Annotated in this window: 14 protein-coding genes; 9 read left to right on the top strand and 5 right to left on the bottom strand. The window is 73.0% G+C overall.

Going from position 1 to position 19,635, the window contains the following annotated elements; genetic code table 11:
* The first annotated feature begins 112 nt into the window (after positions 1-112).
* On the top strand, positions 113-277 hold the full coding sequence (locus tag PKF00_RS36680) for a hypothetical protein (protein ID WP_271222328.1): 165 nt from the start codon (positions 113-115) through the stop codon (positions 275-277).
* Positions 278-396: 119 nt separating this feature from the next.
* Here the strand turns inward: PKF00_RS36680 and PKF00_RS36675 are convergent, their stop codons facing one another.
* Positions 397-1,191, bottom strand: a complete 795-nt coding sequence (locus tag PKF00_RS36675) for an inositol monophosphatase family protein (RefSeq protein WP_271222327.1) — start codon at positions 1,189-1,191, stop codon at positions 397-399.
* A gap of 94 nt (positions 1,192-1,285) precedes the next feature.
* On the bottom strand, positions 1,286-3,262 hold the full coding sequence (locus tag PKF00_RS36670) for a S9 family peptidase (RefSeq protein WP_271222326.1): 1,977 nt from the start codon (positions 3,260-3,262) through the stop codon (positions 1,286-1,288).
* Positions 3,263-3,407: 145 nt separating this feature from the next.
* Here PKF00_RS36670 and PKF00_RS36665 point away from each other — a divergent pair, with 145 nt between their 5' ends.
* The gene (locus PKF00_RS36665) at positions 3,408-4,370 is read left to right on the top strand and encodes a ferrochelatase (protein WP_271222325.1); all 963 of its coding nucleotides are present in this window, start codon (positions 3,408-3,410) and stop codon (positions 4,368-4,370) included.
* Positions 4,371-4,415: 45 nt separating this feature from the next.
* Here PKF00_RS36665 and PKF00_RS36660 read toward each other — a convergent pair whose 3' ends face one another.
* Positions 4,416-5,666, bottom strand: a complete 1,251-nt coding sequence (locus PKF00_RS36660; RefSeq protein ID WP_271222324.1) for a lytic transglycosylase domain-containing protein — start codon at positions 5,664-5,666, stop codon at positions 4,416-4,418.
* A 99-nt stretch (positions 5,667-5,765) separates the two neighbouring features.
* On the opposite strand from PKF00_RS36660, the gene PKF00_RS36655 reads away from it, so the two are divergent.
* From PKF00_RS36655 to sepH, 3 genes are all read left to right on the top strand, one after another.
* Positions 5,766-6,986: an MFS transporter gene (locus tag PKF00_RS36655; RefSeq protein ID WP_271222323.1), complete on the top strand. Its 1,221-nt coding sequence runs from the start codon at positions 5,766-5,768 to the stop codon at positions 6,984-6,986.
* Positions 6,987-7,079: 93 nt separating this feature from the next.
* Positions 7,080-8,405 (top strand): D-arabinono-1,4-lactone oxidase, encoded by a 1,326-nt coding sequence (locus PKF00_RS36650; RefSeq protein WP_271222322.1) that lies wholly within the window; start codon positions 7,080-7,082, stop codon positions 8,403-8,405.
* 675 nt (positions 8,406-9,080) lie between these two features.
* Positions 9,081-10,670, top strand: coding sequence for a septation protein SepH (gene sepH, locus PKF00_RS36645; RefSeq protein ID WP_271222321.1), 1,590 nt, complete (start codon positions 9,081-9,083; stop codon positions 10,668-10,670).
* Positions 10,671-10,756: 86 nt separating this feature from the next.
* On the opposite strand, the gene PKF00_RS36640 is transcribed toward sepH, so the two are convergent.
* Together PKF00_RS36640 and PKF00_RS36635 are read right to left on the bottom strand one after the other, a co-directional pair.
* On the bottom strand, positions 10,757-12,604 hold the full coding sequence (locus tag PKF00_RS36640) for a PH domain-containing protein (RefSeq protein ID WP_271222320.1): 1,848 nt from the start codon (positions 12,602-12,604) through the stop codon (positions 10,757-10,759).
* The gene (locus PKF00_RS36635) at positions 12,601-13,200 is read right to left on the bottom strand and encodes a PH domain-containing protein (RefSeq protein ID WP_271222319.1); all 600 of its coding nucleotides are present in this window, start codon (positions 13,198-13,200) and stop codon (positions 12,601-12,603) included. Before PKF00_RS36635 ends, PKF00_RS36640 begins: the two co-directional genes overlap by 4 nt.
* 217 nt (positions 13,201-13,417) lie before the next feature.
* Between PKF00_RS36635 and PKF00_RS36630 the strand changes: the two genes are divergently transcribed.
* From PKF00_RS36630 to PKF00_RS36615, 4 genes are all read left to right on the top strand, one after another.
* The gene (locus tag PKF00_RS36630) at positions 13,418-16,645 is read left to right on the top strand and encodes a DEAD/DEAH box helicase (RefSeq protein ID WP_271222318.1); all 3,228 of its coding nucleotides are present in this window, start codon (positions 13,418-13,420) and stop codon (positions 16,643-16,645) included.
* 1 nt (position 16,646) lies between these two features.
* Positions 16,647-16,865, top strand: a complete 219-nt coding sequence (locus PKF00_RS36625; protein WP_271222317.1) for a hypothetical protein — start codon at positions 16,647-16,649, stop codon at positions 16,863-16,865.
* 521 nt (positions 16,866-17,386) lie between these two features.
* Positions 17,387-17,953 (top strand): YbhB/YbcL family Raf kinase inhibitor-like protein, encoded by a 567-nt coding sequence (locus tag PKF00_RS36620; protein WP_271222316.1) that lies wholly within the window; start codon positions 17,387-17,389, stop codon positions 17,951-17,953.
* A 183-nt stretch (positions 17,954-18,136) separates the two neighbouring features.
* The gene (locus tag PKF00_RS36615; RefSeq protein WP_271222315.1) at positions 18,137-19,633 is read left to right on the top strand and encodes a hypothetical protein; all 1,497 of its coding nucleotides are present in this window, start codon (positions 18,137-18,139) and stop codon (positions 19,631-19,633) included.
* Positions 19,634-19,635 lie beyond the last annotated feature (2 nt).

Here is a 19,635-nt window from a genome sequence, read left to right as displayed (position 1 = left end):
TAAGACACATACAGGTTTAGCCGCCCCGTGGCCGTGGGTAGAGCTCGAAGCCAGTCCCCACCAGCCCGACCTTCAGCCCCCGTGAGAAAACCCCCGTGAGAAAGAAGGTGAGATGGGCGAGTTCACCACCACGATCGAACACCGCCTCGACCAGGCCCACAAAAATCTGCAGGCCGCCAGGTCCTCAGGCGACCACTACCTCGCCGACACCTTCACCGCCGAGATCGAGGATCTCCACCGTCTGGCCACAGACAACGGCGTCCCCATCCAGCGCTGAGCGCGGAAGCCCCCCGGCCAGACACCGGGGGGCTTCCTCGTCTCGGGCGACGCGCCGTCGCGTGCCCGGCGCGTCGCACAGCGGCGCGCCGGCGCCGGGTTCCCGCGGCGGACGCCGCCTCAGGCGTCGCGTTCCGGGTTCAGCGGCGCCAGCAGATCGTGCAGTTCCTCGAACAACCCCGGCGCCGCGCAGATCGTGAGGTCAGGGCTGTACGGCCTGCCGTTCAGGCCGCCGATCCTGGCCCCCGCCTCCGTGGCGACGAGACCGCCCGCCGCGTAGTCCCAGTACTGCGGGCCGCGCTCGTAGTAGCCGTCGACCCGCCCCGCGGCCAGTGAGCACAGGTCGGAGGCGGCGGAGCCCCCCCTGCGGATGTCGCGCACGCGCGGCAGCACATGGGCGAGCACCTCAGCCTGGACCTCGCGCCTGCCTGTCCCGTAGCCGAACCCGGTGGCGATCAGGGCGCGCTCGAGCGGCACGCCGGTGTTGCAGCGCAGCCGCTGCCCCGCCAGCCAGGCGCCCTCGCCCCTGGCCGCGGTGAAGACCTCGCCCCTGGGCACGACGTTGACCGCGCCGGCGACGACTTCGCCGTCGACCTCGACCGCGATGCTGACGGCCCACTCGGGCAGGCCGTACAGGAAGTTGACGGTCCCGTCGATCGGGTCGACGATCCAGCGGACCCTGCCTCCGCCGGTGGAGCCGCCCTCCTCGCCGAGGATCGCGTCGTCCGGCCTGACCGCCCTGATCCTGGCGCGGATCAGCTCCTCCGAGGCCCGGTCGAGCGCGGTCACCACGTCCGTCGGACTGGACTTCGTCGCCAGCACCTCGGGCCGGGCCGGCCGTTTCGCCAGGAGCATCTCCCCCGCCTCCCGGGAGATCTCCTCCGCCAGCCGTACGAAGGTCACGGGGCTCTCCACGACCGCCCGCCTCCTGTCCGGCGTGCGAGGGCCCGCGCGGGGACCGCGCTGTTCCCCGGTCCCCGCGGCTCACCGCCGGGCGGGCCGTTCCGGATCACGACAGCGACTCCGGCCGCTTCCACTCCCTGCCGAGGACGTGCTGGGCGAGGAAGGCGAGCACCGTCTCGTACCAGGCGACGACGTTGCCCGGTTTGAGGATCCAGTGGTTCTCGTCGGGGAAGTAGAGGAACTTCGACTCCACGTCCGAGCGCCGCAGGTCCCACCACAGGCGCAGGGCCTCGCCGATCGGCACCCGGTAGTCCTTGTCCCCGTGGACGACCAGCATGGGCGTGGAGAAGCGGTCCAGCGACAGGTGCGGCGAGAGCGCGCGGTACGCCTCGCCGCCCAGCGGGCCGAACTCCCGCTGCCAGTACATGGCCGCGTCGGTCGTGCCCGCGAACTGGTCGAGGTGCCAGAGCGAGGCGTGGGTGACGATCGCCCTGAAGCGGTCGGTGTGCCCGGCGATCCAGTTGGCCATGTAGCCGCCGAACGAGCCGCCCATGGCCGCGGTCCTCGAGGGGTCGAGCTCGGGCAGCTCGAGCGCGGCGTCGGTGACCGCCATCAGGTCGGCGTGGGTGCGCGGCCCCCAGTTCCGCCAGCCCCGCCGGATCGTCTCGGGACCGTAGCCGGTGGACAGGCACGGGTCGGGCAGCAGCACGGCGTAGCCGTTCTGGGCCATGATCCATGGGTTCCACCGCCACGACCAGTCGTTCCAGCTCGCCAGCGGGCCGCCGTGCACCCAGAGCAGGAGCGGCGCGGGACTCTGCGCGCAGGCCCCCTCGGGCAGCACCAGCCAGGCCCTGACCTGCCCGCCGTCGTCTGCGGTCGCGGTGACCTCGGTGAGGGTTCCGGGGAGCTCCAGGTCCGGGGTCGGGGAGGCCAGCTCCTCGACCACGCCGTCGACGGTGACGCGGACCGGCGCGGGAGGGTGGTCGACGGCTCCGCGCAGCGCGTAGACGGAGCCGTCGGGGGCGGCCTGGAGCGACAGGTAGGCGCCGTCGTCCCGGGTGAGCCGCGCGGCCTCGGAGCCGTCCGCGGGAACGCGGAAGACCGGGCGGCGCCCCAGGTGGTCGGCGGCCACGTACAGCGACCGGGAGTCGGGTGCCCAGACGTAGTCGACCGGCCAGATCTCTCCTCCTGCGGCGTGTCCCTCGCCGGTGGCCAGGTCGACGATCCACAGGGTGCTCGTGGGGATCCGGTCGGGAGCGGTGTGATTGGTGCGGACGCACGCGACCAGCCTCCCGTCGGGGGAGACGACCGGTCCCTCGAAGTCGTACCCGTCCTGCTCTGCCAGGATCCGCTGGGTCCCGCCGTCCGCCGTCTCGATCGCCACGAGCCGTGAGCCGAACTCGCCGCCCGGCAGGTGGACCGTCCAGCCCGTCACGACGGTCGCGCCGTCCGGCGTGACGTCCCACGAGGAGAAGGCCAGTCCCTTGCCCGGTTGCGGGGTGAGGTCCCTGATCCCGGTCAGCCGGTCGTCCCCGAGAGTCCCGGCGAACAGCCTGACCTCGCCGGGGCCGAGGTCGTGGTCCCAGTGACGCACCAGGGAGTCCTCGTGCAGGATCGCGCTGACCCCGTTGTCCTTGCGAGCCTTGCGCCGTTCGGCCTCGGTGGCCTCGTCACCGGGCAGCACGTCGGAACCGAAGGCCACGGTGGGCCCTCCGGCGGCGAACCCGGCGACGCCGCCGGGCCTGGAGGCGATCTGCCTGGCCTCGCCGCCCGCCGCGGGCAGCAGCCAGAGCGCGGGGACGTCCGCGTCCGCGTCCTTGACCGTCGGGTCGGGACGGCGGGAACCGAAGAGCAGGTCGCCGTCCGCGGTGAACTCCGCCCCGGCCTCGCCCTTCACGGACCTGGTCAGCCGATACGGCCCGCGTCCGTCGAGAGGGATCTCCCACAGGGAGGTTCCATAGGATTTTCCGTCGGGGTTGAGAGCCTGAACCACGCTCACCAGGCGGGTTCCATCAGGGGAGAGCCGCAGGGATGTCACCCGCGGTACGCCGACATAGTCGCGGATGTCGCTAAATGGGGTCACGTCTCGAAACCTACCCCGCACTCGTTGTCTGATCACGTGTCCGAGTGAAGACCTCTGTCCGGACCAGTCAGAGTGAGGATCTCTTTCACCGCTGGTCAGGGCGGCCGTGCGGAAGAACGCCCGCGCATGCGGTTTGATGAGTGCCATGGGGACTTACGACGCGCTGCTCGTCGTCTCGTTCGGAGGACCGGAGAAGCCGGACGACGTCATGCCGTTTCTGGAGAACGTCGTGCGGGGCAGGGGCATCCCGCGCGAACGACTGCTCGAGGTCGAGGCGCACTACCAGCGCTTCGGCGGGCACAGCCCGATCAACCGGCAGTGCCGTGACCTGATCGCCGCCGTCGAGCCGACCGTCGACGTGCCGGTCTACTGGGGAAACCGCAACTGGCACCCCTACCTGGAGGACACCCTCCGCCAGATGGCCGCCGACGGCGTGCGCAGGGCGGCCGCCTTCGTGACCTCCGCCTACAGCTCCTACTCGTCCTGCAGGCAGTACATCGACGACATCGCACTGGCCAGGGCGGCGGTCGAGGGCGCTCCCGAGGTCGTCAAGCTCAGACACTACTTCGACCATCCCGGCTTCGTCGCGGCGATGGTCGACCACACGCGCGAGGCCCTCGAGAGCCTGCCCGCCGCACACAGGGACGCCGCGCGCCTGGTCTTCACCGCGCACAGCATCCCGGTCTCGATGGCGAACACGGCGGGACCGGCCGGCGGGGCGTACGAGGCGCAGCTGCGGCGGACGGCGGCGGCGGTCGCCGCGGGACTGGGCGGCGAACGGGGGTGGGACCTGGTCTGGCAGAGCCGCAGCGGCCCCCCGCACGTCCCGTGGCTCGAGCCGGACGTCTGCGATCACCTGCGGGAGATCGACGCCCCCGCGGTGGTCCTGGTGCCGATCGGCTTCGTCTCCGACCACATGGAGGTCGTCTACGACCTCGACGTCGAGGCCGCGGACCTGGCCAAGGAGATCGGCCTCCCGCTGGCCAGGGCGGCGACGGCGGGCACGCACCCGCGGTTCGTGGCGATGGTCGGCGAGTTGCTCGCCGAACCCGAGCCCGTCCCGTGCGCGGCCTCCTGCTGCCCCGCCCCGCCCCGCCGTCACGGGTAGGGCGCGGGCCCTCGGGCGTCCGGCGCGGCAGGGGCCGCGCCGTCGTCACGGGTAGGCGCGGGCGTAGCCCTGGGCGACGGACAGGACCTTGCTGACGTACGCCCAGGAGTGGTTGTAGAACCACACCGCCTTCTCCAGCTTCTTGCCGCCCTGCGCGGCGCCGTTCGCGCACAGGTAGTTGGCCGCCGAGGGAACCGCGTCGTAGGGGCTCCAGATGTTGGAGACGCCGTCGCCGTCGCCGTCGACGCCGTAGGCCTTCCAGGTCGCGGGCATGAACTGCATCGGGCCCAGGGCTCCGGCGGACGACGGGCCGTTGTTGCGCCCGTGCGAGCTCTCCACCTGGCCGATCGCGGCCAGCACCGTCCAGGAGAGTCCCGGGCACACGGCCGCCGACTTTCGGTAGAGCTCCAGGTAGCTGCCCGGCCGTCCGACCGTCGCCCGCCCCGTCGAGCCCGTCGTGGTCCCGACGCCTGTGCCCGTCTTCGTGCCGGTCGCGGTCGTGGGCCCCTTGGCGGCGGACCCGGCACGACCGCCGACGACGATCACCTGCGCACCGGAGCCGAGCAGCCCGCGCACTCCCGCGCTCAGCGCGGGAACCGCCTTCTCCGGGCCGTTGACCAGCAACGCCACACCGGGCAGCAGGCCGAGCCGCCGCCCGGTCTCCACGCCGACCAGGCCGTCGACGCCGGGCAGGCCGAACGAGGCGGAGGCCGCGACCCGCAGCCTGGGACCCGCGTCGACCTGGTACTGCGCGCCGAGGACCAGTCCGAGGCGGCGCACCGCGGAGCTGTCGGCGACGAGCTCGCCCCTGGTCAGCGCCTCCCACACCCTCGGGTGCCCCGCCACGGCCTTCGGCGCCCAGGTCCTGAAGCGGGCCGGGTCGACCGCGAGGAGGTTGAGCCCGGCGCCGGACACCTTGACCGCTCCCCCGTCGAAGGAGTCGACCTTCTGGACGTGCTTGAGCCGGGAGATGTCCTCCTTGGTCCGCTCGGGCAGCGTCGACTGGGAGACCACGAACAGCCGGGGCGGGGTGAGGGTGACGCCGGGGCCGCCGGTGGACACGGGCGTCGGGGTCGGCGCGGCGGGCGAGGGAGTCGTCCCCGCCAGGTCGGCCCTCGGGGCGAGCCTCGCCAGGTCCCGGACGGCGAGCTCGGAGCCCGGGGGGCCCGAGTCGGAGAGAGCGGCCGTCGAGGAGGCGGCGGGGCGAAGGACGAGGAACACCGCGCCGCCGACGACCGCCAGCGCGGTGACGGCGAGTAGCGCGACGAACACCCCCCACCTGGGATGATGCGACACCGCGCTCACGTTAGCCCAAGTGCCCACGATGCGGGCCGTTGTGGGAAAAAACGATTGCCAAGCAATGGTTTGGTCCGAAATGGTCGGTACGATCGACGCTTGGGATATGCGAGAGGGGCACTTGTGGTCGGGCCGTATCGAAGGTTGTTCAGCAGGCCCGGCGTCAAAGGGTTCGTCGTCGCGGGATTCTTCGGGCGGATGCCGATGTCGATGCTGGGCATCGGCGTCGTACTGCTCATCGAGGCGCTCACCGACTCCTACGCCATGGCGGGCGCGGTCGCGGCCACCGTCAACGTCGCCTTCGCCGTCGCGGGCCCCCTCACGGGCCGCCTGGTCGACCGCTTCGGCCAGGCAAGGGTAGCCGTCCCCATGGTCCTGACGCACGGTGCCGCGCTGACGGCCATGATGCTCTGTGGGGGGCTGAAGGCGCCGGCGTGGACCCTGTTCGCCACCGGCGTCGTGGTCGGCGGGAGCGCGCTGTCGCTCGGCTCGCTCGTACGGGCCCGCTGGTCGTACCTCCTGGGCGGCTCCTCAGAGCTGCACGTGGCGTTCTCGTTCGAGTCGATCGTCGACGAGATGATCTTCGTCGCCGGGCCCGCGCTGGTCACCGCCCTGGCCACCATGGTCAGCCCCTACGCCGGGCTGATCGTCGCCATGGTCTCCACCGTGATCGGCACCATCGCCTTCGCCATGCAGCGCGGCACCGAGCCCCCGGTCACGGAGAACGGCGGGCGCTCGGGCAGCCCGATCACCATTCCCGGCGTGGCGCTGCTGTCGTGCGTCTTCCTGGCGATGGGGTCGGTCTTCGGCTCGTTCGACCTGATCACGGTGGCCTTCGCCGAGGAGCACGGCTCCATGGTCGCCTCCGGGCTGCTGCTGTCCGTGATCGCGTGCGGGAGCCTGATCTCCGGGCTCTGGTACGGCGCGCGGAAGTGGAAGGCCTCGCTCCGCAGCCGGTTCGTCCGCGCCCTGGGGCTGTTCGCCCTGGGGGTGTCCCCGTTCACCCTGATCGACGACCTCAGGGTCATGGTCCCGTTCATGTTCCTGGCCGGGCTGGCCATCTCCCCGACGGTCATCACGAGTTACACGCTGATCGAGCAGCTGGTCCCCGCCCGCCTGCTCACCGAGGGCATGGCGTGGCTGTCCACCTCGATCGGCTTCGGCGTGGCGCTCGGTTCGTGGGCGGCGGGGCGGCTCACCGACATGTACGGCGCCTCCAACGCCTACGTGTTCCCCCTCGGCTGCGCGCTGCTGGCCGTGGCCGTCGGCGTCGGCGGCTCCGCGTGGCTGCGGACCCCTGTCCCACAGCAGCAATCATGAGTATGGTTCACATTCGCGGGCGAAGCGAATGTGAACCAGTGCTCACGGTGTGAACCATGCGCGCTCCGCGACGCCCCCGGTCAAGGAGCGATCATGAGCGTGGCCCCCGGCGCCTTCCGCAACTGGGCGGGCAACCAGTCCGTCACCCCGGCCGAGACCCGCGCCCCCTCCTCCGCCGAGGAGGTGGCGCTGGCCGTGCGGGAGGCCTCGGCGGCCGGGCGGCGGGTGCGCATGGTCGGGACCGGGCACTCCTTCACCGGGATCGCGCTGACCGACGGCCTGCTCATGCGGCCGCACGCGCTGACCGGAATCCTCGAGACCGGCGACGGCTGGGTGCGGGCCGCGGCGGGAACCCCGCTCAGCGTGCTCAACGAGGAGCTGGACCGGATGGGCCTGGCCCTGGCGAACATGGGCGACATCACCGCCCAGACCCTGGCCGGAGCCGTGCAGACCGGCACCCACGGCACCGGCAGGCAGGTCGGCGGGCTGGCCGACCAGGTGCTCGCGCTCGAGCTGGTGCTCGCCGACGGAGAGATCGTCACGGTCTCCCGCGACGGCACGGGGAAGGTCCGCGACGGGGTGAGCGAGCGGGACCTGTTCGACGCGGCCAGGGTCGGCCTGGGCGCGCTCGGCGTGGTGACCGCGGTGACCTTCGCGGTCGAGCCCTCGTTCCTGCTGCGCAGCGTCAGGCAGCCGATGAGGCTGACCGACATCCTCGACTCGCTCGACACGCTCACCTCGGAGAACGAGCATCTGGACTTCTTCTGGCTGCCGCACACCGACACCTGCCTGACCAAGCGCAACAACCGGAGCGCGGGACCGGCCGACCCGCCGAGCCCGTTCAGGCACTGGCTGGACAACAGGTTCCTGGAGAACACCCTGTTCGGCGCGTTGTGCGGGATCGGCGGGCGCTTCCCCGGCGCCGTCCCGCGGATCAACGCGATCTCGGCGGCGGCGCTGTCCGCCTCGACCCACACCGACGCCTCCTACAAGATCTTCACGAGTGTGCGGGACGTGCGCTTCCTCGAGATGGAGTACGCCATCCCCCGCGAGCACCTCGGCCAGGCCCTCCGCGAGACCCGCGACCTCGTGGACCTGCGCGGCTGGAGGATCACCTTCCCGATAGAGGTCCGGGTCACCCCGGCCAGCGACGCCTGGCTGTCCACCGCGTACGGCAGGGACTCGGCCTACGTCGCCTGCCACGTCTACCGGCCGACCCCGAACCCCGCCTACTTCGAGGGCGTCGAGGAGATCATGACCAGGTTCGGCGGCCGCCCGCACTGGGGCAAGCTCCACACCCGGGACGCGGCCTACCTGTCCGCCGTCTACCCGCGTTTCGCGGCCTTCCAGGAGATGCGGGACCGGCTGGACCCGGGTCGCGTGTTCGCCAACGACTATCTGGACACCGTTCTGGGCTGAGCCCCGCCGCACACCTCCGCGCGGTCCTCGCCGGACCGGCGCGCCGCCGGGCCCTTCCCTCCCGTCGAGCCCACGCCGCGCCCCTCGCCGCCCGGGCGCATCCCACGACCCACGGGACGCCCGGGGACGCCTGGGGATTCCGCGGTCCAATCCGCGCTCGACGCCCGTTCCCCGAATCGGCCCCTTGTCACAAGGTTCCGGTAAAGGCGTGCGTAAAGCCTCCTTCGAGGAATGCCGCATCGGCGTGTCCCGCCGTCGCCACGGCGCGCGCGAGGGGCAGATTCGCAGACGCCCGCGCCGCTCAACCCCGAGGGAGTCCGCCGGAGATGACCTTCTCCCACCGCCCAGGACCGTCGCCCAGGACCGCCACGGCGGCCCCCCGCCCCGAGACGGGCGGGTGGGTCCTCGGTCCGCCGCCTCAGGACTCTTGCCCCAAGTTCGCGACGGCGCCCGGGGTTATTCGGGAGAATCCGTCGAGGACTCCGAATGTACTGCTCCACAACGGTGCCCGATAAGTAGATGAATGGAGCAAATGTGACCGGCGTCACATCGCTGCGAGCCCCATCCAGGAAGGCGATGTTCGGACATGCCGGGTACGGTGCTGGCAGGCAACCGGCACACGCGAGAGACTCATGGGTCCGGGGGAAGATTGAGCACGACGACGAAGGGACTCGCATGCAGGAGCTCCGACTCGTCGCGGTGAGTGAGGACGGGACCTACCTCGTGCTGGCCACAGCCGGCCGGGGAACCCGGTTCACGCTGCCCGTCGACGACCGGCTCCGCGCTGCCGTCCGCGGCAACTTCTCCCGTCTCGGCCAGTACGAGATCGAAGTGGAGAGTCCGTTGCGCCCCAAGGAGATCCAGGCCCGGATCCGCGCAGGCGAGACCGCAGAGGAGATCGCCGCCACGGCGGGGATCCCGGTCGAGCGCGTGCGGTGGTTCGAGGGCCCCGTGCTCCAGGAACGTGAGTACATGGCTCAGCAGGCGCAACGCTGCGCCGTGCGGCTGCCGGGCGACTCCGCTCCCGGTCCCACCCTCGGCGACCTGGTCGCCGAGCGGCTGACTCGTCGCGGCGTGCCCGCCGACGAGATCGACTGGGACTCCGCAAAGCGGGACGACAACCTGTGGCGGATCAAGCTCGGTTTCGTTTGGAACGGTCATACCCGCAAGGCTGAGTGGATCTTCGATCCGCGCAGGCGCCACATCACCCCGCACGACGACGAGGCCATGCGCCTGTCGGCGGGCGAGTACGTCGAACCGGTCGAGGACACCACGGTCACCCCGTTCGTGCCCAGGGTGGCCAAGCTCGCGCCGGTGCCCCCGCTCGCGCCGGAGCCACTGAACCAGCCCCCGGTCTCCTTCCCCTCGGTCCTGCGGAACGAGCCGCAGGTCCCGGCGAGGGCCGCCTACCCGCAGCCGGAGGCCCCCACCGCGGCCCAGGAGCTCCCCGACCCGCCGGCGGCGGCCTACACGCAGCCGCCGATGCCCCCGCTGCCTCCGGGATACGACCCGCCGAGGCCGACGGTGCCGCCGCTGCGCGCCCCCGACTCCGCGGTCTCGTTCGAGCAGCCGATCAGGACCCCCGAGGCCGCCAGGTCGCCGGAGCCCGTCACGCGGGTCAGGCTCCCCGAGGCCGATCCCGCACCCGCCGCGTCCGAGCCCGTCGCCGCGCGGGAACCGGCCGAGGCCCCGGCGCCCGTGGCCCCCTTCGTGGCTGCGGGCCCCCTCACCCCCGCGGAGACCACCGAGGCGGCGGCCCCCGTGAGGGCGGCCGAGCAGCCGGTCCACGCCTCCGAGCCCGCGGCCCCCGACACGGAGCCCGAGCCGGAGCCGGAGCCGGTCGTCGTGAAGACGCCCGAGGCGCCCGAGGCTTCGGAGACCGCTACGGAGATCGCTCCCGCCGTCGCCGAGACCGCGCCGGAGCCGGTCAGGACCGAACCCGAACGCCCCCTTCCGGAACCGGCGGAGATCGAGCCCCCCGCGGCCGAGGCCGCTCCCGCCCAGGAGACCCCGGTCGCGGTGCCCGCCGCGCGCCTCAGCCTGGACGAGCGGGCTCAGGCGGAGACCTCGGGGAAGGAGACGCCCGCGGCCGCGGCGCCCGCCGAGCCCCAGGCGGCCAAGCCCGTCGTGGACAAGCCCGTGCCGGACAAGCCGGTGGAGACGCAGAAACCGACCCCGGCACGCCCCGCGAAGAAGGCCCGTGGACGGCGCGCCTCCGTGCCCACCTGGGACGAGATCATGTTCGGCGCCCGCCGCCAGGACTGAGCGCGCCGCACGCGGCGGGGGCGGCCGGGAGCACCGGCCGCCCCCGCCGCGTTCTCAGCGGCCTTCGGGACTCACCCGGCCGGGACTCACTCGGTGTGGTCCGCGGCGACGAACGGCGTGATCCAGGCGGGGGTCACCTCGGCGGCGAAGGCCACGCCCTCGGCCTCTCCGACGTCGAGGGCGGCGTACCCCCCGCTGCCCGCGCCGACCCCCGCGGTCACGGTCAGCAGGCCCGCCTGGCGCTGGAACCAGGTCTGGCGCAGCTTCCAGCCGACCACGGCCCGCTGCTCGACCACGGCCTGCGAACGGCGCAGCGAGCCCGACCTGACCGACAGACGAGACCCGTCGTAGGCGTGGCCGAGGGACCGGTAGCGGTCCAGGCCGAGCGGGACGCCGAGCACCGCGAGGAGCAGGGCCGGAGCCGCCAGCGCCCACAGGAACGGGGACCACGTCACGGCCGCCGCCACCGCGCAGCCCGCGACCACGAGCCACGGGAAGACCGCCCTGAACAGCCTGCGCCTGCGCGCCGCGGGAGGGTGCGCCCGCAGCCCGGCGGCGATCGGGCCGACCGCCTCGCCGACCACCTCGAGCACGTGGGCTCGCGGCGCCACGGGCAGCAGCTGGCCCCGGGTCTGCGAGTCGCCGAGCCCGGTCACGATCGCCCACGCCCTGGCGACCCCCGCCCAGCGTTCGACGACCCCTTCGACCAGCTCGAACCCGCGCACCCTGCGCCGCTCGAGCGACACGCTCCTGCGTGTGATCAGGCCGCGTTCCGCGACGAGATAGCCCTCCCTGGCACGCAGGGTGAAGTCCCAGTTGAACACGGCGTACATGACCGCGCCCACGACCGGCATGGCCAGCACCAGCAGCACCAGCGCGGCGACGAGGAAGGCGGGGTGCCCCCAGAGCCACTCCCCCGCGCCGACCACGACCCGCCCGTCGATCCTGAGCTCGCTGCCCCACTGGAAGGCCACGCCCACGGCTCCGGCGACCAGCGCGAACGGGGTCAGCAGGTAGGCCCCCGAGAGGGGGCCGAAGGCGAGCCACCTGCGGGGCACCACGAAGAACACCCGCTCGGGGGTCGTCTCGCCCACCTCGTGGCGGGCGGCCGGCCCGGGCACGCCCTCCCGTGTCCCCGGGCTCCCGGAGCCCGCGCCGGCCACGAGGGGCCCGCCGTCCCGCGCGGCCGTGGAGCCGTCGCCCCCCGCACCCTGGACGGCCTCCGTCCGCTGCGCGCGCCGTGCCGTCCGGGCACGGGCGTGCCACAGCAGCACGGCCTTGAGGCGTTCCGCCTCCGCGACGGTCACCCCGTCGAGCTCGCCCTCCTGCTTGTCGTCGCCGCCCGCGCCGGTGTCGATCCTGAGGACGGCGATGCCGAGCAGGCGGTGCAGCGGCGGAGTGCTGACGTCGACGCCGCGGATCCGCTCGAGCGGGATCGTCCGCACCGACCTGCTGACCAACGCCCTGGTGAGCTCCAGCCTGTCCCCCACGACCTGGTAGGTGAAGGTGGCCCAGCGCACCGCGGCGTAGACGACGGAGCCGACGACGCCGAAGGCCGCCCAGGCGAACGAGTTCGGCGAGAAGCCGCCGAGGAACAGCACACCGGCCAGCGGCAGGAACAGCGAGGGGAGCATCCGGATCGGGTCGGTCAGCAGGACCTTGGGGCTGAGCCTCAGCGGCGGGCCCGCGGGCGGGGCGCCGTACTCCTGGTCGCCCGCGGCGACCCGCGCGCCCTGCGGCGCCCACGCGCCAAAAGAGGGCGGAACGGGGAACGGGGCGGGGGGCGAGGCAGGGGACCCGGCGGGTCCTGCGGGCTCGCCGGGGGCGTCCCGGGAGAGCGGCGGGTCCTGCGGGGGGAGACCCTCGCGGGGCGCTCCCCGGCCCTGGTCTCCGGGGTTCCCCGGGGGCCGGGGAGGCTCGGCGGGCCCGGTCACGTCGCGTCGTCCCTGAGCTCCTCGGCCCGCCGGGCGAGCCCCTCGGCCAGGGCCGCGGCGACGTCGTAGTCGAGGCCCTTGATCGTGGAGGATCCGGCGTGGGAGGCGGTGCGGATCTCGACGGTGGCCAGCCCCAGGATCCGTTCGAACCAGCCCTGCGCCTTGTCGACCGTCTGGATCCGGCTGACCGGGACGAACGCCCACTCCCTGCTGATCCACCCGGAACGCGCGTAGACCACGTCTCCGCTGAACTCCCAGCGGTGCACGGCGTAGCGCCAGAACGGCTCGACGAGCGCGGCGGGAAGGACGAGGACGACCGTCAGGACGGGCAGCCACCAGATGTGGTCGAGCGCCCAGTCTGGCAGCCAGGACCACCGGTCGCCGTCGATCCACCGCGTGAGGAGGACCGAGCCCCCGATCAGCACGACGGCCCAGAACAGCTGTTCGAGCATCCACAGTGCGACGGCCTTGCGGGAGACCGGGTTGGCCGGGGCGCGCAGCGGGACACGGTCGCGCTCCGGGGCTCCTCCGCCCGTGCGGGCCGTGGCCGGAGCCCCGCCCGCGCCGTCTGCGCGCTCGTCGGCTTGGTCGCTCACGTTGTCAGCCTAAAGGGTCCCGTCCCGGCGGACGGACCGCGATGCCCGCGATCTTCCGAAGGCCCGTCGGCCACGACCCGTCACGGCCTCAGCCGATCTAACCTGTCCGGACGGGGACGTTCCGGCGACGGAGACCGGCGGCGTCCGCCGGAGCCGGGGCGCCGCAGGAACGCGCCGGTGAGACGTGCGGCGAGAAGCCGGGAACGGGAGTGGTCACGTGCTGGTGGTCCATGGCGCATGGGTGGGCGGGCGGCTGGCCGTCTGGGCCGAGGACACCTCGGGCTCCGAGGCTCCCGGAGCCGCCCTCAGGCCTCCCCGTGCCGCCTCGGAGGCCCCTGACACCGCCTCGGAGGGTCCCGGTTCCGGCGCCGAGCTCCCCCGCCCCGCCTCGGAGGATCCGGTTTCCGCCTCCCCCGCCGCCCGGCTCCATCCGTTCGCCGCCCCGGTGGCCGCGCTCACCCGCGTTCTCGGCGGGTTCCTCCCGGAAGGGGGCGTCTCGCCCGGGGCCGCCCCCGAGGCCGGCACGGACACGGCCGCCGCGGCCGGGGAGCGCGAGCTGACCGTCGTGCTGCCCGGCTCGGCCACGGGGCCGCTGCCCTCACCCGAGTCCGGCATGACGGTCCACGCCCCGGATCCGGGGATCTTCGCATGGCGCGTCCCCGCGCTGCTGCTCGGCCCGGCGGACGCGCTCCGCCTGCTCGGCTCCCTCGGCGACCGGGACGCGGACACGAGGGGCTCGGCGGGCGGCGTCCCCGAAGGCCCGCCCGCCGCCGGTGAGGAGACTGACTGGGAGCCCGGCCTGTCCCTGCGCTACTTCGCCGTGGTCGCCGAGCACGCGCGGAGCCTGGTGCGCCGTGGCCGGATCCTGCCCCGGCTCGTCGTGGAGAACGACGAGCCCGCCGCCCGCTGGCGTCCCGTGCTCATCGGCGCCGACCTGGCCGCGCTCGAGGACGTCGCCGCCGCGATGCCGCCGATCTGCAGGGCGGTCCCCGGGGAACGGCCGTCCGCCGAGGTGCTGGAGGAGTCGCTGAACGGCCTGGTGGACGGCGCGGCCCGGCTGTCGCTGCCGGATCGCCTCATCGTGGGAAACCGCCCCGGCCTCAGGACGCCCCTGCCCGACCGCTGGCTGCACGGCCTGACCGGCGAGGACGCCGCGCTCACCGGCGCGAGGCCCGCCGAGGTCGCGGCCCTGTCCGCCGCCCTCGACTCCTGGGCCGACGCCGCCCGCGAGCTGGACGGACCGGTCAGGGCCTGCCTCAGGCTGATCGAGCCCGCGGACGAGGACGGTCCGTGGCGGGTGGAGTTCGGCCTCGCCCCCGCCCCCGGCCACCCCCGCCCCACGGCCGCAGAGGGGGCCGAGGGCGCGGAATACCTGTCCGCGGAGCGGATCAGGGCCGGGGAGTCGGCCCCCTGGCTTCCGGAACGTCCGCTCGAGGTTCTCCGCACCGACCTGGCGCGGGCCGTGCGCCTCCACACGGGGCTGCACGGCGCGCTGCGCGACGCCCAGCCGTCGACCGCGGAGGTCGAGGCCGCGTGGGCGTTCTCCTTCCTGCGCGACGGCGCGCCCGCGCTCAGGGCCGCCGGATACGACGTACGGCTGCCCGCGTGGGCGGGACGCCAGGGGCTGGGCCTGAAGCTGACCACGCGTGCGATCACCGGACAGGAGGGCCTCGGCCTGGAGGGGCGGGTGGCCTTCCGGCTGGAGGTGGCCGTCGGCGACCACACTCTCGGCCCGGAGGAGCTGACCGCGCTGGCCGAGCGCAGGATTCCCCTGGTCCAGGTCGCAGGACGGTGGATCGAGCTGGACGAACGGCAGCTCAAGGCCGCGCTGACCGTCCTCGAGCGGCGCGGCGACGGCGAGACGACCGTGGACGCGGTGATCCGCGAGGTCGTCGACGGCGGCGAGGAGGAACTGCCGCTGGTCTCGGTCGACGCCGACGGCCTGCTGGGCGACCTGCTGTCCGGCGAGGCCGAGCGCCGCCTCACCCCGGTCGGCGTGCCGCGGACCCTCAACGGGACGCTCCGCCCCTACCAGGAACGGGGCCTGTCCTGGCTGAGCTTCCTGTCCGGGCTCGGCCTCGGCGGCATCCTGGCCGACGACATGGGACTGGGCAAGACCGTCTCCACCCTCTCCCTGCTGCTGTCCGAGCGTGAGAACGGCGGCGCGCCCCGCCCGACGCTGCTGGTCTGCCCGATGTCGCTGGTGGGCAACTGGCAGAAGGAGGCGGCGAGGTTCGCCCCCTCCCTGCGGGTCCACGTCCACCACGGCGGCGCGCGCAAGCGGGACGGCGAGCTGGCCTCGGCCGTGCGGGAGGCCGACCTGGTCGTCACCACGTACGGCACGGCACTGCGCGACCTGGAGACGCTGGCGGCGCTCGAGTGGGGCAGGGTCGTCTGCGACGAGGCGCAGGCGATCAAGAACAGCGCCGCCCAGCAGTCCAGGGCGGTGCGCTCCATCCCCGCCGGGACCCGGCTCGCACTGACCGGCACCCCCGTGGAGAACCACCTCTCCGAGCTCTGGTCCATCATGGAGTTCTGCAATCCGGGGCTGCTCGGGCCCGCCACACGGTTCAGGAAGCGCTATCAGGAGCCGATCGAGGCCCGGCGCGACGAGGACGCCACGAGGGCGTTGAAGCGCGCCACGGGGCCGTTCGTGCTGCGGCGGCTGAAGACCGACCGGTCCATCATCTCCGACCTGCCGGACAAGCTCGAGATGAAGGTCTGGTGCACGCTGACCCCGGAGCAGGCGCGGCTGTACGAGGCCGTGGTGAACGACATGCTGCACCGGATCGACGGCCTGGAGGGCCTCCAGCGGCGCGGCAACGTGATGGCCACGATGACCCGCCTGAAGCAGATCTGCAACCACCCCGTCCACCTGCTCAGGGACGGCTCGGGGCTGGCGGGCCGCTCGGGGAAGCTGGCCAGGCTCGAGGAGCTGGCCCAGGAGATCGTCGAGGAGGGGGAGAAGGCCCTGGTGTTCACCCAGTACACCGAGTTCGGCTCCCTCCTGCGCCCCTACCTGGCCGCCCACCTGGACCGCCCGGTGCTGTGGCTGCACGGCGGCCTGTCGAAGAGCAGGCGCGAGGAACTGGTCGAACGGTTCCAGCGCGACGACGAGCCGATGCTGTTCCTGTTGTCGCTGAAGGCGGGCGGCACCGGCCTCAACCTGACCGCGGCCAACCACGTGATCCATGTGGACCGGTGGTGGAACCCGGCGGTCGAGAACCAGGCGACCGACCGGGCCTTCCGGATCGGCCAGACGAAGAACGTCCAGGTCAGGAAGTTCATCTGCCTGGACACACTGGAGGAGCGGATAGACGAGATGATCGAACGGAAGAAGTCCCTGGCCGAGAGCGTGGTCGGCTCCGGCGAGGAGTGGATCGCGGACCTGTCGACCGAGCAACTGCGGGAGCTGTTCCGGCTCGGCCCGGGAGCGGTGAGCTGACGTGGAGCCGTCCCGGGCGCAGGAGGCGTCCTTCGAGGATCAGACGGCGGGCTTCTACTCTCCCGGCGTCTCGCTGAACCGGCTGCGGCCGCGCCCCGACGTCGTGGCGGCCCCCGCGGACCTGCTGCTGCGGATGCTGGAACCGCCGCCGGTGAAGGTGCGGCACATCCCACTCATCGACCTGCTCAGGAGGCCGTACCGCGAGCTGGGCGGCGAGTAGCCGCCCTCCTCGGGGCCCGCGCTTTCCGGTCCCGCCCCCGGGGGCGTCGCCCTGTGGAGCCCCTTCCGGCTCCGCCACGCGGCGCCTCCGGCTCCGTCCCTTGCCGTGCTCGTGTGCCGGATGCGCCCGTCCCCTCTCGGGGCGTACGTCCGGCTCTGTTCGCCGTTGTTCGATCTCACATCGGCTTCGATCTCGGACCGCTCCCGTCACGCCCCCGCCACGCGCCCCGCGGCCCGGCGGGCAAGCGCGCCCGGCGCGGGCCGCGTCCCGCGCGGCGAGGGGAGCGGCCGGGACGAGGCGGGGTAACCGCAGGTCGGAAAGGGTGCACGGACGCCGTCCTGGAATCTCGCCGCCTCACCCCCCGGGGCGGCCCTCCTGGAGATGGACGGCTTCTGAGCCGATCTCCGTGTCCAAGGTCACTCTCCCACCTCGGGTTCGTGTCCGATTCCCAAGCGTTTCCGGGCCATGGAACCTCGCGATCCGGTCTGCGCATCTTCCAGATCCGCGTAGCATCATCGGGCATGGGGCAGCCGAACACGTCTACGCGCCGCCCGCGGCCGACCGCAGGGATCGCGGTGGCCGCGGCGCTCGTCGTCGTTTCCTCGGGATGTGGTCTGGGGAGCAGCACGGCGTCCGCGGAGCGGTTACAGCTGGAGCCGATCAGCGTCTCGAGCCCCCAGTTGCGGGACAGCGCGGCTCTGCCGTCCGACTACTCGTGCAAGGGGACGGTGGGCAATCCGCCGCTGCGCTGGTCGGGAGTCCCGAACGGTACCAAGTCGGTCGCGATCGTGGTCGACAACAACTCACGCACCGGTGGAGAGGTGAACTGGGTCGTGTTCGACATCGACCCACGCACCAACGAGGTGGCAGAGGGCAGTGTCCCGGTGGGGGCCGTGGAAGGAAGCACGACAGGCGGCAAGGCGGGATACGCCCCTCCGTGCCGCGCCCAGGAGAACTATCGTTTCACCGTCTACGCGCTCAACGCCAAGGTCGCCCTCGCCAAGGGCGCCTCACTGGAGATGACGTTGAAGAGCATCGCGGACAAGACGATCGCCTGGGGACGGCTCACCACGGCGCACATCGAGTGACACCTCAAACACCGGAGGTAGTAATGGTTACCAATTCTTCACTTAGGGTGTGACAACGCTCATAGTGGTCCGACACAATCAGATCCAATGTCCGTGCGCAGGTGATGCAAGGGGGCAGGTCGCGTCGATGGCCGCGCGACCTCACCGGCGCCGCTGGAAGGCCATGGCCTTGAGGGTGGTGCAATGATCGCGGTCGTAGTAAGTCTGGTCGCCGTCGTGCTCCTCGTGCTCGTCGTCGTGGCACTGGGAATGCGGTCGATGAACCGCAGGGAGAGCGCGCTCCCCGCGGAACGCCTTCGCGAGCTGGAGGAGAAGGAGGCGCAGACGCCTACCTTGTCCATCGACGATTTCGCGACGCGGGAACCGAAGATGAACCACTTCAGTCCCGACCTGACCCCGTTCGACGAGCCGAAGCCGCCACGCCAGCCTCGCCCCGCGAGCTCGCGCGGCAAGCGCGGCGTGAACGAGTTCGGCGTGGCGGACGACTACGACGACGACTACTGGACGCGGCTCCAGGCTGACGAGGGCGGTTTCGGAGGGTCCTTGGCGGCCAGGATGGGCGCCAGCCGCCCCGTCCCCGCGGAGCAGGGACAGTCCCCCGCGGTCGACGCCGACGCCGTGACCATGCAGGCGCCGCTGCCGAACAGGCCCCAGCCGCCCAGACCCGCGCAGGCCCCGGTGCCGCCGCCCGCGCCCGCCGTCGCCTCGGCCTCGCTGCCCTCGGGACTGGCCGACCTCGTCGAGCCCGTCCAGCCGAATCCCGCCCCCACGGCCGCCGCCCTCGCCGAGCAGAAGACGGTCACCTTCGCGGCCCCCACGCCCGGCGCCTTCGGCGAGGGCCGCCCCTCACGCCCCCGCAGAGGCGGCAGCCGCGCCTCGGCCCAGGGCAACAACACGGGAAACAACACGGGCAACGGCGGGCTCTCCCGGCCCGACCCGCTGAGCGACCCGCTCGCCGGCCCCTACCCTCGTGGCGGGGCCCAGGCGCCCGCCAGGAGCTCGGCGCCCCCCGCCGGGACGCCCGGCCGCGGCACGACCGGCGGAGCGCCCGTCTCCACCCCCGGCGCGGGCCCGCTCGCCCCGATGCCCCCGATGGGGCCGACCACCAGTGGCGGCTTCCCCGCCACCCCGCCCGGCACCGGCCCGGTGGCCGCGCCGTACGGCACGGGCGGTGCGGCCGAACCCGCCAAGCCCATCTCGGACAACCCGTGGGCGCGGGCCACCTCCCCCACCTCCGGGGGCTGGGAGGCGGCGAACACCGCCGACATACTCGACGACCCCGCGCCGTCCTACACCTCGTACCAGAACCCGGTCTTCAGCGCCCCGTCCGCGACCTCGTACGAGGTGAGCTCCGGCTGGGCGACCATCGACGACGACGCGCTCACCGGCCCGACCCCGGCCATCTCCACACCGACCAGCCCCTCAAGGGCGGTCTCCCCGCACGACGACCAGGCGCGGACCGCGGGCAGGCCCACGGGCGGCAACGGCTACGACGCCGCCCCCTCCGCGTGGCCGGAGCCGGCCGCGGGCGGCGGCAGCGGCGCGGCCTGGCCGAGTTACGGCGATCTCTACGGGACGGGTCCCGAGGTCGCCGCGACCCCTGACGGTCAGGGGCGGGCGGGTTCCCGGAGCAGCCGCCACCGGGCACAGGACCCGGACTACCCCGACTATTACCGCTGATT

The sequence above is a fragment of the Streptosporangium carneum genome (assembly GCF_027922005.1).
Taxonomy (GTDB): domain Bacteria; phylum Actinomycetota; class Actinomycetes; order Streptosporangiales; family Streptosporangiaceae; genus Streptosporangium; species Streptosporangium carneum.
Note: the sequence above shows the minus strand (reverse complement) of the source record. Positions and strands in the feature narration are given on the sequence as shown.